At 66.9% G+C, this 14,773-nt stretch carries 8 protein-coding genes; 1 reads left to right on the top strand and 7 read right to left on the bottom strand.

What is annotated here, in order from left to right; translation table 11 throughout:
• Positions 1–12 precede the first annotated feature (12 nt).
• The 6 genes from minC to J2Y63_RS08485 all read right to left on the bottom strand — a co-directional run bounded on the left by minC (position 13) and on the right by J2Y63_RS08485 (position 6,545).
• Positions 13–786, bottom strand: coding sequence for a septum site-determining protein MinC (gene minC, locus J2Y63_RS08510; protein WP_435265704.1), 774 nt, complete (start codon positions 784–786; stop codon positions 13–15).
• Positions 787–1,102: 316 nt separating this feature from the next.
• Positions 1,103–1,951 (bottom strand): sugar phosphate isomerase/epimerase family protein, encoded by an 849-nt coding sequence (locus J2Y63_RS08505; RefSeq protein ID WP_435265703.1) that lies wholly within the window; start codon positions 1,949–1,951, stop codon positions 1,103–1,105.
• Positions 1,952–1,962: 11 nt separating this feature from the next.
• The gene (locus J2Y63_RS08500) at positions 1,963–2,949 is read right to left on the bottom strand and encodes an ABC transporter permease (RefSeq protein ID WP_256116483.1); all 987 of its coding nucleotides are present in this window, start codon (positions 2,947–2,949) and stop codon (positions 1,963–1,965) included.
• Complete coding sequence (locus tag J2Y63_RS08495; protein ID WP_435265702.1) at positions 2,946–3,947, bottom strand: ABC transporter permease; 1,002 nt, start codon at positions 3,945–3,947, stop codon at positions 2,946–2,948. Before J2Y63_RS08495 ends, J2Y63_RS08500 begins: the two co-directional genes overlap by 4 nt.
• Positions 3,940–5,454, bottom strand: a complete 1,515-nt coding sequence (locus tag J2Y63_RS08490; RefSeq protein WP_435265701.1) for a sugar ABC transporter ATP-binding protein — start codon at positions 5,452–5,454, stop codon at positions 3,940–3,942. The genes J2Y63_RS08495 and J2Y63_RS08490 overlap by 8 nt, the downstream gene beginning before the upstream one ends.
• A 107-nt stretch (positions 5,455–5,561) precedes the next feature.
• The gene (locus J2Y63_RS08485; RefSeq protein WP_435265700.1) at positions 5,562–6,545 is read right to left on the bottom strand and encodes an autoinducer 2 ABC transporter substrate-binding protein; all 984 of its coding nucleotides are present in this window, start codon (positions 6,543–6,545) and stop codon (positions 5,562–5,564) included.
• A 244-nt stretch (positions 6,546–6,789) separates the two neighbouring features.
• Here J2Y63_RS08485 and J2Y63_RS08480 point away from each other — a divergent pair, with 244 nt between their 5' ends.
• On the top strand, positions 6,790–7,848 hold the full coding sequence (locus J2Y63_RS08480) for a LacI family DNA-binding transcriptional regulator (protein ID WP_256116488.1): 1,059 nt from the start codon (positions 6,790–6,792) through the stop codon (positions 7,846–7,848).
• 40 nt (positions 7,849–7,888) lie between these two features.
• On the opposite strand, the gene J2Y63_RS08475 is transcribed toward J2Y63_RS08480, so the two are convergent.
• Positions 7,889–14,545: a beta strand repeat-containing protein gene (locus J2Y63_RS08475; protein WP_435265699.1), complete on the bottom strand. Its 6,657-nt coding sequence runs from the start codon at positions 14,543–14,545 to the stop codon at positions 7,889–7,891.
• Between the last annotated feature and the right edge of the window lie 228 nt (positions 14,546–14,773).

Here is a 14,773-nt window from a genome sequence, read left to right as displayed (position 1 = left end):
CGCGTTTTCGGTTCAGCCGAGTGTTGCCGCCTTGATCGTCTCGCCTTCCAGCCAGATCTGCACCGCCTTGCCGCGCAGCTCCGGTTCCATGTCGTCGGCCGTCTTGTAGAAGCCGTCGATGGCGATCAGCTCCGCTTCGAGCTTGCGGCAGAAGATGCGCGCCGCGCCGTTGCCCGTCGTCCCGGCCATCACCCGGCCGCGCAGCGGGCCGTAGATGTGGACCGAGCCGCCGGCGACGACTTCCGCGCCGGACGCGACGGAGCCGATGATGGTGACGTCGCCTTCGGGGAAGAAGACGGACTGACCGGAGCGCACGGGCCGGGTCACGACGATCGACGGCGTCGCCATCGGCATGGCCTGGGCCGGCGCAACGCTGATCGGCACTGCCGCGGCAGCCTTTGCGACCGGTTCGGACGTCTCTGCCTTGTCTGTGGTCGAAGCGATGTCCGTTGCCGGCGCCTCGATATCCGCCGTCGGGCGCCCATCGGTCATCGCGGGCGGCATGTCGGCGCCGAGCATCGAGGAGCGCGCGCCCTCGATGCCCATGACCCGCACATTGCGGGCATTGAGCTGGCTGACGAGTTCGCGAAGCTCCGCGCGGTCGATCTCCAGCCCCTCGACATCGAGCACCACCGGGCGGCGCAGGAAGAAGCCGGCGGAACGGGCAGCCAGGTCGTCGAGCCGCACCAGCCAGTCCTCGAAGGGAAGCTCCGGGGTTAGGGCGAGTGCGAGGAAGGAGCGCCCCTTGAGGCGGATCGGCCGTGGTTGAGTTAACACGTCAGTCATCTTGGTTAATTTTCGGTTGCTTTGGTGTAGCCGTGAAATGGTTAACAAACCATTAATTCGCAGGTCTAACTGGCGCGAGGCATGACGATGCGACCGTCCGCGCGAGGTTGACGGCGCGGAACACGGCGACTTCAGCTAATCTTTTGAAAATAAGATATTTATTGCTTCGGATTTTTTGTCCGTAGCGCGCTCGAAATAGGCCATTCGGCAGGGCGCGATGTCGCGATTCGAGCGGCGGCAGGGATGGCGGGATCGCGTCCGCCATCCCTATGATTCTCTCGCGGCCGACAGGCCGTAACCCTTGGTGGCGGAGCGGTCAGATAAGGCCGTATTGCTGCGCCTTGTTGCGCAGGAACGGCAGGCCGTTGCCCATGACCTCCTCCATGTCGCGTGCGACGGGGCGCCAGACCGCGAGGCCGTAGGCCACTTCGGCCGGCATGTTGATGAAGCTTTCCATGGCGAGCCCGCCCTTGAAGCCGATGGCGGCGAGCGCAGCGTAAATCTCGTCCCACGGGATGTTGCCATAGCCCGGCGTGCCGCGGTCGCTTTCGGAAAGGTGGATGTATTTCAGGTGGTCGCGGGCGATGATGATGCCGTTGCCGGCACCCTTTTCCTCGATGTTCATGTGGTAGGTGTCGAGATGGACGAAGACATTGTCCGCGCCGACGCGCTCCACCATGTCGACGGCCTGCTGGGCCGAGTTGATCAGGTGGTTCTCGTAGCGGTTCACCGCCTCGACGCCGAGCTCGATGCCGTATTGCTTGGCGTGTTTCGCGGCCGCCTGGAGCACGCGGGCGATATTGTCGTATTCGCCCTGCGTCGGCGGCACGCCGGTGCGTTCGCCGATGCCGCCGAAGATGACGCCGGAGAGTGCCTCGGCGCTCATTTCCGCGGTCTTCTCGATGGCGACCTTGAGGTGCTCGATCGCCGCTTCCGGGCGGACGGAGGCCCAGGCGCGCTCCGGCAGGCCGAGCGAGCAGACGGCGCGCAGCTTGTTCTTCTGCAGGAGGTCGCGGGTGTGTTTGGTATCGACCGCGGGCGCGTTGAGGAGCGCGATCTCGATGAAATCCATCTTGTAGTGCACCGCGCCGGCAATCGCCTTTTCGGCGCCCGCGCGATCCCAGTTCATGGTCCACATGCTGGTATGAACGCCGAAACCTTCCATGGTCGTCTCTCCTATTTTGTAAGCTTGATGAACTTGGCCGAGGCCCAGCGCAGCACCATCACCACGATGAGCAGGATGCCCCAGACGGCGGTCGCCAGATGCTGGTTGGCGCCGAGCAGGTTAAGCCCCGAGGACAGGAGCTGCAGCACGACGAGCGCCACGAAGACGGGAAGCACGCGGCCGAAGCCACCGAACGGATTGATGCCGCCGAGGAAGCAGGCGAGCACGGTGATCAGCAGGTAGGATTCACCGTGGCCGATGCGCACCGAATTGAAGCGCGCCAGCATGATGATGCCGGCAACCGCCGCGATGGCTCCCGAGAGCATGTAGACCAGCACCAGCACCTTGCGCGTGTTGATGCCGGAATAGCGGGCGGATTCGATGTTGGAGCCGATCATGTAGGTGGAGAAGCCGAGCTTGCTGCGCGACAGCAGGACATGGCACGCCAGCACGCAGGCGATGAGGATGAGGAGCGGCACGGGAATGCCCAGCAGGCTGCCGTGGCCGATCGGCGCGATGAAGCCGGGAAAGCCGGAAATATCGCCGCCGCGCGTGAGAAACTCGCCGAGGCCGCGGAGAAAGATCATCATCGAGAGCGAGACGAGGATGGGGTGGGCGCGGGTGAAGGCGATGACGAGGCCCATGACGAGGCCACTTGCCGCCCCCACGCCGAGCGCCAGCAGCGAGCCGAGCAGGAAGGCGCCCGGACCGGCATCGGCGCCGCCATTGGCCTGCAACACCCAGGCGAGCGTCAGGCCGGCCATGTTGGCGGTAAACGTGATCGCGAGGTTGAGGCCGCCCGTCAGGATCGGCAGTAGCATGGCGAGCGTCAGGATGCCGAGTTCGGGAAGCTGGAAGGCGACCGAGCCGAAGGTCGCGGCGGTGAAGAACTGCGGCGAGGCGAGGCCGAAGACGATGAGCACGGCGGCAAGTGCGGCGAAGGGACCCGCCATGTCGGCGCCGAAGATCGCGTTGAAGCGGGTGGCAAGCGCGTTCATCGGTCGTCTCCCTTTCTGGTGCGCATCGGCAGCAGGTTTTCCAGGCGGGCGCTCGACAGCGTGATAGCAACGAGGATGATGGCGCCAACGATCATCTTGAAGGCGAAGGGCGAGACGCCCATCAGGTTGAGGCCGTTCTGGGTGATGGAGACCAGCAGCACGCCGAGCACGCAGCCGAGTACCGTGCCCTTGCCGCCGCCAAGCCGCGCGCCGCCGAGCACGACGGCGGCGAGAACGTCGAGTTCGCGGCCATAGAGCGCGTTGGGCACGACCTCCTGCGCGTAATGCGCCTGCATCAGCCCGGCAATGCCCGCCATCATGCCGAGCCAGCCGAAGGCGATGAACTGCTTGGCGCCGATATTGATGCCGAAGCGGCGCGCCCCTTCCGGATTGTCGCCGAAGGCGTAGAGCTGGCGGCCGGTCGTCGTGCGGGTGATGAAGAGCCAGGTGATGGCGACGCAGACGGCCATGACGACGACCGGCAGCGTGATTTCCGCCCAGCTGCCGTCCGCCATCTCGCGCTCGTAGACGATGACGCGCGTCGTCAGCCAGTCCGGCAGGTTGTAGATCGACACGCCGCGCGTGAAGAACATCAGCAGGCCGAAATAGACGTTGAAGGTGGCGATCGTCGCGACGATCGAGATGATGCGGAAGCGGTGGATGAGGAAGGCGTTGATGAGACCGAGGCAGATGCCGGCGCTTCCCGCGATGAGCAGGCCGGAGACCCAGCCGCCTCCGCCGATACGCTCCAGCAGAAGCGCCGTCACATATTGCACGACGGATGCGGCGACGGCGAAGGAGATGTCTATGCCGCCGGCGATCAGCACCACGAGCAGGCCTACGGCGAAGATGATGTTGACGGCGCTGATATTGAGCAGGTCGAAGGCATTGCCGAGGGTGAAGAAGCGTTCCGTCGTGAAGGACAGCACGATGCTGATCGCGATGATGACGGCGAAGAGCACGGCTTCGGTGGTGTGGGCGGCGACGAGCTTACGCATAGACGGCCGCCTCGATGTCCTTGAGCGTCGTCGCGCGCGGATCATGCCAGCCGGCGATGCGGCCCTTTTCCATGTGAAGGACCCGGTCGGCGTTGAAATAGACCTCCGGCACCTCGTCCGAGATCAGGATGATCGCGAGCCCGGCTTCTGCGAGCCGCGCGACGATCTCGAAAATGCCGGCGCGCGCGCCGACATCGACGCCGACCGTCGGCGAATCGAGGATCAGCACCTTGGGATCGGTGGCGAGCCATTTGGCGATCGCCACGCGCTGCTGGTTGCCGCCCGATAGCGTCGAGATCGCATCTTCCTGCTGGCCGATCTTGACGCCGAGATCGGCGATCCAGCGCGAAACGAGCGAGCGCTTTTTCGCCGGCGAAATCAGTCTGCCGCTGAGAATGCGGTTGAGCGAGGCCATGACGAGGTTGTCGGCGATCGACTGCGGCTGGTTGAGACCGAGGGCCAGGCGATCCTCCGAGAGATAGGCGACGCCCGCGGCGATCGCCTGCCGGTTGGAGGCAAAACGCACCGCCTTGCCCTCCAGCGTGATCGTGCCGGCGGCCGGCTGGCGCATGCCGAAGAGCGTCAGCGCAAGCTCGGTGCGGCCCGAGCCGAGCAGGCCGGTGATACCGAGCGTTTCGCCACGGCGCAGGTCGAAGGATATGTCGCGGAACTCACCCGGCCGGGAGAGGCCCTGCACGGAGAGCATGACGGGGTTTTTGGAAATGTCATGGGCGCGCACGGACTGGTCGAAGGTGCGGCCGGTCATCAGTTCGGTGATCCGCGATTGCGTCATGCCCTCGACCGGATAGACGCCGACCAGAGCGCCATCCCGCAGCACGGTGAGGCGCGAGGAGATTTCGAGCACCTCCGCCAAGCGGTGGCTGACGAAAACGACAGCGACGCCGGAGGCCGAAAGCGTGTGCACGATCGCCAGCAGGTGATCGGTTTCCGACTGGGTCAGCGACGCTGTCGGCTCGTCCATGAAGACGATGCGCGCCTCGCCGACCAAAGCGCGGGCGATCGCCACGATCTGGCGCTGCGCGATGGCAAAATCCTTGAGCGGCCTGTCGACATCGAACGTCACGCCGAGCCGGGCGAGCGCATCCTCGGCTATCTTGCGGATCGCCGGATAACGGACGAAGCGCGGGCGCGCGCCGGACAATGTCTGGAAGGCGATGTTTTCCGCGACGGTCATTTCGGGAAACAGCGCGAGATCCTGCCAGATCACCTGGATGCCGAGCGATTGCGCCATGCCGGGCGTCATCGACGAGACGGCCGCGCCGTCGAAGACGATTTCGGCGCCGGCGGCGGGCCGGTAGACGCCGGTGATGACCTTGATCAGCGTGCTCTTGCCAGAGCCGTTTTCGCCTGCCAGGCAATGGACTTCGCCGGGCATGACCTCGAAAGAGACGTTCTTCAGCGCCCGAACCCCGCCGAAGGTCATGTTGATGTTGCGAAGCGAAAGGATCGGTCGGGCGTCTTCGCCTGGGGCCGTTGTCTTTTCCATGCCTGCTGCCTGTTCCGTCGAGCGCCATCAAGGGCGGAAGCCGCGCTTTTGCCGAGTGTCGGGCCGGCAGGAATAACCGGCCCGACGCCCCGGGAGGGAGCCTCTTGTCAGAGGCCCATGGCGGCCAGGTCGTCGACCGTGTCCTTGTTGATGGGCAGCAACTGGTCGACGATGATGTCGTTGCCTTCAGGCTTGATCACGCCGAGCCCCGGAATGTCGTCGCCTTCCTTGACGCTTTCGCCCTTGATGAGACGGTCGGCAAGCGTGACGAAGACCTCGCCGGCCTGTTTCGGGTTCCACATGAAGCCGCCGGAAATCGCGTCCGACTTGATGAGCTTCTGGCCCTGGCCGGGCGAGAACGGGCCGAGCACGAAGATCTCACCGGTCTTGCGGCGTTCTTCGACAGCGCGGCCGGCGCCGATCGGACCCTGGCTGCCGAAAGCGAGGAAGCCCTTGAGATTCGGGTGCGCCGCGATCAGGTCGAGCGCGGTGGAGCGGCTCTTGTCGACGTCTTCGGCAACACCGTAGCGCTCGCCGACCAGCGTCATCTCGGGATAGTTCGCCTTGATATAGGCGATGGCCGCATCCGCCCAGGCATTGTGCAGCGGCACGGTCAGCGAGCCGACGAAGACGGCATATTCGCCCTTGCCGCCCGTCTTTTCGGCGAGCAGCTTGCCGTGCGCCTCGCCGAAACCGGTGGACGAGGCGAGTTCGAAGTTCCAGTCCGCGCCCTTCTGCGAAGGCGATTCATGGGTGATGACCTTGATACCGGCGGCCTGCGCCTTGGTAAGCACGGGTTCCAGCACCTTGGCGTCGTTCGGCACCACGCCGATGACTTTGACGCCCTGGGCGATCAGGTCCTCGATGGCGCGCACCTGGAGCGCCGGGTCGGCGCTGGTCGGGCCGACCATGAAGGCGTCGACGCCGAGTTTCTGGCCCTGTTCCTTGATGCCGGCCTCCATCGCGTTGAACCACGGAATGCCGCCGATCTTGACGACGACGCCGATTTTCGGCGTGTCCTGCGCGAGCGCGGCCACCGCGCCGGCAAGCGAGAGCGATGCGGCAAAAGCCGCCACGATAAGCTTCCTCATGTCCACTCCTCCTCAATGGTCGCGTCTGCGAACGAATACGACCAGCCGGCTTTGCGGCAGGTTGTTTCTGGTTTCTCCACGGCGAGGGAACTCCCTTGCCTCCCGTCCCGCCTCCTCCGGCGAACCATCTTGCACAATCGATCTTTCTTTTTTGCACAATCGATGGTGCAATGAATATCCGTCAGGCTAGGACTTTCGTCAAGGGGGATTTCTTCCTAAGGGAATGAGGATAGAAGAGGCAGACATGACAGACACCGGAAAGAAGAAGGCGACGATCTACGATCTCTCGGTTCTCTCGGGCAGCTCACCTTCCACCGTCAGCGCGGTTCTCAACGGAAGCTGGCGAAAGCGGCGCATCAAGGAGGCGACCGCGACGCTCATCCAGGGGCTTGCCGTCGACCATGGCTATACCGCGAACCTCCAGGCGCGCGGCCTTCGCTCCTCCCGCTCCGGCCTCGTCGGCCTGCTTCTGCCGGTCTACGACAACCGCTATTTCTCCTCGATGGCGCAGTCCTTCGAGGCGGAGGTGAGGAGCCGCGGCCAGTGCCCGGTCGTGGTCAGCGCCTGCCGCGATCCGGAAGAAGAGCGTCAGGTGGTCGAGACGCTGATCTCCTATTCGATCGACGAATTGTTCATCGCGGGCGCGACCGATCCGGATGGCGTGCACGACGTCTGCGAGAAGGCGGGGCTGCGCCACGTCAATATCGACCTGCCCGGCACCAAGGCGCCGTCCGTCATCAGCGACAATTACGGTGGCGCGCGCATGCTGACGCAGGCGATCATCGAGCGGGCGCTTGCGGACGGCCCGGTGCCGCCGGAGGAGATCTACCTGTTCGGCGGCCGCGACGACCATGCCAGCCGCGAGCGTATCCGCGGTTTTCGCGACGTGAAGCGCGCGATGCTGGGCGGCGATCCCGACGCCTGCATCCGGCCGACCGGCTATTCACCGGGCATGACGGCGCGCGCCTTCGAGGCGTTCTACGCCGATCACGGCAAACTGCCGCGTGGCTTCTTCGTCAATTCCTCGATCAACCTGGAAGGCCTGATGCGCTTTCTCGCACAGCACCCACACGAGACATTCGCCGATATCGTCGTCGGTTGTTACGACTACGATCCGTTCGGCTCCTTCCTGCCATTTCCGGTTTTCATGATCCGGCAGGACAGCGAGGCGATGATCACCAAGGGGTTTGAAATCCTCGGCACCAGCCGCGCGCCGGCGGTCACCCATCTGGTGCCGCCGATGCTCGTGCCGCCGCGCACGGCGCTGACCGGCCCGCTCGATGCCCTCAAGGACATCGAGTAAGCGAGCCGGCCTCAGATTTCGAGATGATCCGGGCTTGCGGCTAGACCCCGCCACCCTGCGGCAGCGCGTTGAGCTGCGCTGAGGTCATCGCGGCGAGCTGGCCGGGCGTAAAGGCGCTCGCCTGTTCGGTGCCTAGTCCGGCGAGCGTTGCCGTGCTCAATCCCGAAATGGCGTTCGAGCTCAGTGCGAGGATGTGCTCGGGCGTGAAGGAGCCGAGGTCGTCCGCACCCAAGGCCGCCGCCTGCGTTGCCGTCAGCGCGCCGACCTGCGCGGTTGAGAGCGCGCCGATCTGCTGGGCGCTCAAGGCCGACATCTGCCCGTAGGTGAGAGCGGCGACCTGGCCGGTCGAAAGGGCGGTGATCGCATCGCTGGAAAGCGAGCCGATGGCCGCCGTGGACAGGCCCTTGATTGCGGCGGCGCTGATGGCGGACAGTTCGGCGGTCGAGATGGTCTGCATCTGCGCGGTGGTCAGGCCGCCGATGCCCGGCACGGCGAGCGCACCGATCTGAGCGAGCGAGAAGGCTTCGACCTGGTCCGTGCTGAGCGCTGCGACCTGGGCGCTGCTGAGACCGCCGACCTGGGCCGTCGTCAGCGCCGCGATCTCGGCTTCGGTGAGCGTCGCGAGATAGCTCGCCGGCACACCCTTGATGGCATCGGCGCCGATCGCCGCCAGCTTGGCCGGCGTGAAGGTGTCGAGCGCCTGTGTCGACAGGCCCGCAAGCGCGGCCGAGCCGAGCCATCCGATCTGGCCGGCGGACAGCGCCTCGACCTGTTCCAGGCTCATTCCGGCGGCCTGCGGCCCGGTGAGGCCGGCGATCCCGCCGGCGCTCAGTGCAGCAACCTGCCCGGGGGTCAGCGCCACGATGTCTTCCACGTCCAGGGCCGCCACCTGCTTGGAGCCGAGGGCCGCGAGCTGCTGGTTGGTGAGCGCGCTCACCTGGCTTGAGCTGAGAGCCGCGACCTGGGCCGTGGTGAGCCCGCCGATGCCGGTTGCACTCAGCGCCGCGATCTGGCTAGCCGAGAAGCCGGCGAGCACGGCCGGCGACAGGCCGGTGATGGCGGAGGCGCCGATCGCCGCCATGTCGGCGGTCGAAAACAGCGCGATATCGCCCGCATCCAGCGCTGCGATCTGCCGCGAGCTGAGAGCCGCGACCTGCGCGCTGGTCAGCGCCTCGACCTGATCGGAGGTCAGCGCCGCCATCTGGTCGCTCGACAGGCCCGATATGCCCGTGGGGCTGAAGGCGGCGATCTGGCCGGTGGTGAGCGAGGCGAGCATGGCCGTCGTCAGGCCGGCAATGGCGCGCGAATTGATCGCGGCAAGGTCGCCCGGCGAGAACAGTTCCAGGTCGTCCGCGCCGAAGGCGGCGATCTGCGTCGAGCTCAGCGCGGCGATCTGCGTGCTGGTCAGTGCCTCGGCCTGAAGGGTCGAGAGGGCCGCGATCTGGGTGGTGCTGAGCGCGGCGATGCCGGCGGTGCTCAGCGCGGCGATCTGCGCCGGTGACAGGACGGAAAGGTCGTTCGTTCCGAGCGCGCCGACCTGCGTGAAGCCGAAGGCGGCGAGCTGCGCCGTCGTCAACGCCTCAAGCTGGAAGGTGTTGAGCGCGTCGATCTGCACGCTGGTGAGGCCGGCGGCATTCAGCGCGGCGATCTGGCCGGTGGCGAGGGCGGCGATCGTCGCCGTCGACAGGCCGGCGACAGCGCTGGAAGAGATGGCGGCGATCTCGCCCGCCGTGAAGGTCTCCATCCGGTCGGGCGCGAAGGCGGCGATCTGCGTGGAGCTCAACGCGGCGACCTGGGCGCTGGTCAGCGCCTCGGCCTGGAGGGTCGAAAGCGTGGCGATCTGGGTCGAGGTCAGGCCGGCGATGCCGGCAGGGCTGAGTGCCGCGATCTGCGTCGGCGACAGGGCGGCGATGTCTTCCGTGTCGAGCGCCGCGATCTGCTTGGAGCCGAGTGCGGCGAGCTGCGCCGTGGTGAGGGCGCCGATCTGCTCGCTGGTGAGTGCCGTGATCTGGCTGCTCGTCATGCCGGAAAGGCCGGCCGGGCCAAGCGCGGCGATCTGGCCGGTGGTGAGCGAGGCGAGCATGGCCGTCGACAGGCCTGCCATGGCGCCCGAGCTGATGGCGGCCATGTCCGCAACGGAGAACGTGTCGAGGTCGTCCATGCCAAGCGCCGCGATCTGGCGCGAGGTGAGGGCTGCAACCTGCGTGCTGGTCAGGGCTTCGGCCTGGGCAGTGCTGAGTGCCGCGATCTGCTCGGTCGACATGCCGGCGATGGCGGCGGTGCTGAGTGCCGCAAGCTGGGCGGTGGAAAGGGCCGCGATATATTCCGTGCCGAGCGACGCGATCTGGCGGGCGTCGAGCGCCTTGACCTGCGCGGGTGTCAGCGCATCGAGCTGCTGGCTGGTGAAGGCTGCGATCTGGCGCGGTGCCATGCCGCCGATGGCCGCCGTGCTGAGCGCTGCGACCTGCGCCGTGGAGAGGCCGGCGATCGTTTCGCTCGAAAGCCCGGTGATGGCGCCCGCGCCGATCGCGGCGATCTCGCGGGTGGAGAAGGTGGCGATTTCGTCCGTCGCGAAGGCCGCAAGCTGCACGGCGCTCATCGCGCCGATCTGCGTGCTGGTCAGCGCCTCGGCCTGGGCGACGTTAAGAGCTGCGACCTGCCTCGCGGCCATGCCGCTGATGCCCGCCGCACTCAGCGCGGCCACCTGGGCTGCCGAAAGCGATGCGATCGTGTCGGTGGAGAGGCCCGAAATCGCCGACGAACCGATCGCGGCGATGTCCTGCGTCGAGAAGGTGGCGATGTCATCCGGCCCGAAGGCGGCGAGCTGCGTGGCGCTCAGCGCGGCGATCTGGGCGCTGCCCAGCGCCTGTGCCTGCGCCGTGTTCAGCGCTTCGAGCTGCTGCACGCTCATCGCGCCGATGGCGGCGGTGCTGAGCGCCGCGATCTGCGCCGTCGTCAGCGAGGCGATCATCGCCGCCGACAGGCCCTTGATGGCGTTGGAGCTGATTGCCGCGATCTCCTTCGTCGTGAAGGTCGCGATGTCGTCGGTGCCGAGTTCCTTGATCTGCTCGGAGGTCAGCGTGCCGATCTGCGCGCTGTTGAGCGCCTCGGCCTGGGCGGTGGTGAGCACGGCAAGCTGCTGGGAGTTGAAGCCCGCAATGCTGCCGGCATTGAGCGCGCCGATCTGCGCCGTCGAAAGCACCGCCACCTTGTCCGTTCCCAGCGCCGCGATCTGCGACGAGTTGAGGGCCGCCATCTGCTTGGTGGTGAGGTTGGCGATCTGTGCCGTGTTGAGCGCGGCGATCTGGCTGGAGGTCAGGCCGGAAACGCCGAGCGCGCTCAGCGCCCCGAGCTGTGCCGAGGAAAGGGCGGCAAGGTCGGTGCTGCTCAGTGCGGCGACCTGGCCCGAATTGAGGGCGGCGATATGCGCGGTCGTCAGCGCGGCGATCTGGCCGGAAGACAGCGCGGCCACCTGGTCCGAGGCGAGACCGCTGATAGCGCCGGCGTTGAGGAACTCGATCTGCGCGGGCGAAAGCGCCGTGATGTCCTCCGCAAGCGCCTTCACCTGGGCTGCCGTCAAAGCTTTCACTTGCCCGCTGGAAAGCTGGCTGACCTGCTGCGAGGTGAGAGCCTCGACCTGGCCGGTCGTCATGCCGGCGACCGCGTTGGTGCTCAAGGCGGCGAGCTGGCTTGCCGAAAGGGCTGCGACGGTCAGCGTGCTGAGGCCGGCGATGGCGCGGTAGCTGAGCGCCGCGATCTGGGCGGTGGACAGCGCCTGTATGTCCTCCGCTTCGAGGGCTGCGACCTGCGCGGAACCGAGGCCGGCGATCTGCGCGGTCGAGAACGCCGCGATCTGCGACGACGACAGGGCTTCGATCTGCGACGCCGTCATGCCGGACAACGCGTTGCGGTCCAGCGCCGCGATCTGCGCGGTCGACAGCCCGGCGACCAGGCTTGCCTCCAGGCCGGCAATGGCCTTGGTGGTGATCGCCGCGATATCCGCGGTGGAGAAGGTCGCGATGTCGGCGGAATCGAGCGCGGCGAGCTGCGTGGAGCTGAGCGCCTTGACCTGAAGCGCCGTCAGCGCCTCGACCTGCGCGGTGCTCAGCGCATCGAGCTGTGCCGTGGTGAGGCCGGTGATGACGGCGGTGCTGAGCGAGGCGATCTGCAAGGTGCTGAGCGCTGCGAAGAAGTCATCGCCCATGCTCGCGATCTGGCCCGGCGCGAGGCCGGCGATCTGGGTCGGCGACAGCGCGGCGATCTGGGCACTCGTCAGTTCCCCGAAGGCGGCCGAGTTGATGCCCTGCATGGCCTTGGTGTTGATCGCCGCCATGTCGGCGGTGGAGAAGGTCGCGATGCCGTCCGCACCGAGCGCCGCGATCTGCTTGGCGCTCAGCACGCGCACCTGCGTCGGCGTGAAGGCTTCGATCTGGTCGGGCGAAAGGGCTGCGAGCTGCGTGGCCGTGAGGCTGGCGACGACGGCGGTGCCGAGGGCGGCGATCTGTTCCGTCGTCAGCCCGGCGATGGCGTCGCTCTTGAGGCCGGTGATGGCCTTGCTGTTGATCGCGGCGAACTGGGCCGGCGTCAGCGCGGCCAGCGCATCGCTGTCGAGTGCGGAGAGCTGCGAGGCATTGAGCGCGCTGATCTGGCCGGGCGACAGTGCCTGGACCTGCTCGATCGTGAGGGCGCGCGACTGCGCCACCGTGAGGCCGGTCAGCGCGCCGCTGTTCATGGCGGCGATCTGGTCGGTCGTCAGCTCTGCCAGCGCATCCGTGCTGATGCCGGAAATGCCGCGATTGGTGAGCGCCGCCATGTCGGCGGTCGAGAAAGTGGCAAGCGCCTCCGGCGTCAGCGCCGCGAGCTGGAGGGCGTTGAGCGCCCGGACCTGCGTCGGCGAGAGCGCCTCGACCTGGTCGGTATCAAAGGCTGCAAGCTGTGCCGGCTTGAGGGAGGCGATCTGCGCGGTGGTGAGGGCCGCGATCTGGGCGGTGGTGAGGTTGGCGAGCGCGTCGCTGCCAAGGCCGCTCAGCGCATTGTTCTGGATCGCGGCGATGTCGGCGGCCGAGAACTCTTCCAGCGCATCGAGCGTGAACGCGCCAAGCTGGAGCGCGCTCAGCGCCTTGACCTGCGAGGGCGTCAGGGCTGCGGCCTGGGAGAAGCTGAGCTCCGCGATCTGCTGGGTGGTGAGGCCGGGAATGGCCTTGGCGCTGATGGCGGCGATATGGGCGGGCGACAGGCCGGCAATGGTGGCGGTGCTGAGGCCCGCGATGGCGCTTGCCGAAAGGGCGGCGATATCCGCCGTCGAGAAGGTCGCGATGTCGATGTCGTCGAGCGCGGAGAGCTGCGCGGCGGTGAGCGCCTTCACCTGGGTCGGCGAGAGGGCTTCGACCTGCTCGGTTGCGAAGGCATCGATCTGGTCGGTGGTCAGGCCGGAAATGGCCTTGCTGTTGATGGCGGCGATCTGTGCGGTGGTGAACGAGGTCACGCCCTCCGCGCCGAATGCCGCGATCTGCTTTCCGTCGAGCGTATTGATCTGGGCGCCGGTCAGCGCCGCGATCTGGTCCGGCCTGAGGCCTGCGATCGCGGCGGAGCCGAGACCCTTGATCGCCTTGTCGTTGATGGCGGCGATGGCGCCGCTCGACAGCGCCGCGACGTCGTCGGAGGAGAGGGCGGCGATCTGCGTGGCGTTCATCGCGCGCACCTGCGCCGGCGAAAGGACCTCGACCTGGTCGGTGGTGAACGCGGCGACCTGCGCGGCCGTCAGGGCCTGGATGACCGTCGGGTTCAAGGCTGCGACCTGCTCGGTCGTAAGCCCGGCGATCGCCGCGGTGGTGATGCCCGAGAGCGCCCGGTTGGAGATCGCGGCGATATCCTGCACCGAGAAGGTGGCAAGGCCGTCCGCCCCCATGGCGCCGAGCTGCAAGGCGTTGAAGGCGCGGACCTGCGCGGGCGAGAACGCCTCGATCTGGTCGACGTCCAGGGCGTTGATCTGCGTGGAGGTGAGGCCGGTGACCGCGCTGGTGCTCAGCGCCGGGATCTGCGTGCTGGAGAAGGCGGCGACGGCCGCCGTGCTGAGTGCCGCGATCTGCGCGGGCTTGAGGAGGGCCACCTGCGCGGTGGTGAGTTCGCGGATCTGGTCGGGCGTCAGCGCGCTTGCCTGCGCCGTCGTCAGGCCGGCCAGCGCAAGCGGGCTCAGCGCGCCGATCTGCGCATCGGAAAGGGCGGCGATGGTGGCGGCGCTCAGGCCCTGCACGGCCTTGTAGCTGATCGCGGCCATGTCCTCGGTCGAGAAGGTCTTGATGTCGTCCGGGCCGAGCGCCTGGAGCTGGGCGGCGCTCAGCATGCGCACCTGCGCGGCCGTCAGCGCCTCCGCCTGGTCCTCCGTCAGCGCGCCCATCTGCCGCGTGGTCAGCGCGCCGATCTGCGACGGTGTCAGGCTTTCCACGTCGGCCTTGCTCAGCATGCCGAGCTGGTCGAGCGTCAGGCCGATGATCGCGCTCTGCGAAATGGCGCTGAGCTGCCGGGAGCTGAGGACATCGATGTCCTCGTTCTCCAGCGCGGCGATCTGCGCGGAGGAAAAGGCGCCGAGCTGGCCCGTCGAGAGCGATGCCACATCCTCCGTCGACCAGCCCTTGATCGTCGTTGCCGAGAGCTGCTTGATCTGCGCGATGCTGTAGGAGGAAACGGTCGACGTCATGAGCAAATTCCTGGAAAAATGAAGACGAAAGAACTGTAAATCCGCGTTCTGGCAGATTGCCTGATACAGCGAGGAGCTTGCCTGAGCCTGAAGTTCGGAATCGTCGCCGCAGGCGCCTTGGGGCACCGCGTTTAAGCCCCGCAAAGGGCGATCCGCCGAGGGCTTGCGGATCAAGGAAAATCAGCAGTGTGAGCGCGGTCGTTCAGCGAGCTGGGACGGTCCCGGCCC

The sequence above is a fragment of the Shinella sp. BE166 genome (assembly GCF_051201095.1).
Lineage (GTDB): Bacteria > Pseudomonadota > Alphaproteobacteria > Rhizobiales > Rhizobiaceae > Shinella > Shinella lacus.
This window is presented reverse-complemented; position numbering and strand designations above follow the sequence as displayed.

Coding starts and splice junctions, on each gene's coding strand:
- J2Y63_RS08475 (WP_435265699.1), bottom strand. CDS start 14,545: ATGACGTCGACCGTTTCCTCCTACAGCATCGCGCAGATCAAGCAGCTC.
- minC (WP_435265704.1), bottom strand. CDS start 786: ATGACTGACGTGTTAACTCAACCACGGCCGATCCGCCTCAAGGGGCGC.
- J2Y63_RS08490 (WP_435265701.1), bottom strand. CDS start 5,454: ATGGAAAAGACAACGGCCCCAGGCGAAGACGCCCGACCGATCCTTTCG.
- J2Y63_RS08505 (WP_435265703.1), bottom strand. CDS start 1,951: ATGGAAGGTTTCGGCGTTCATACCAGCATGTGGACCATGAACTGGGAT.
- J2Y63_RS08485 (WP_435265700.1), bottom strand. CDS start 6,545: ATGAGGAAGCTTATCGTGGCGGCTTTTGCCGCATCGCTCTCGCTTGCC.
- J2Y63_RS08495 (WP_435265702.1), bottom strand. CDS start 3,947: ATGCGTAAGCTCGTCGCCGCCCACACCACCGAAGCCGTGCTCTTCGCC.
- J2Y63_RS08500 (WP_256116483.1), bottom strand. CDS start 2,949: ATGAACGCGCTTGCCACCCGCTTCAACGCGATCTTCGGCGCCGACATG.
- J2Y63_RS08480 (WP_256116488.1), top strand. CDS start 6,790: ATGACAGACACCGGAAAGAAGAAGGCGACGATCTACGATCTCTCGGTT.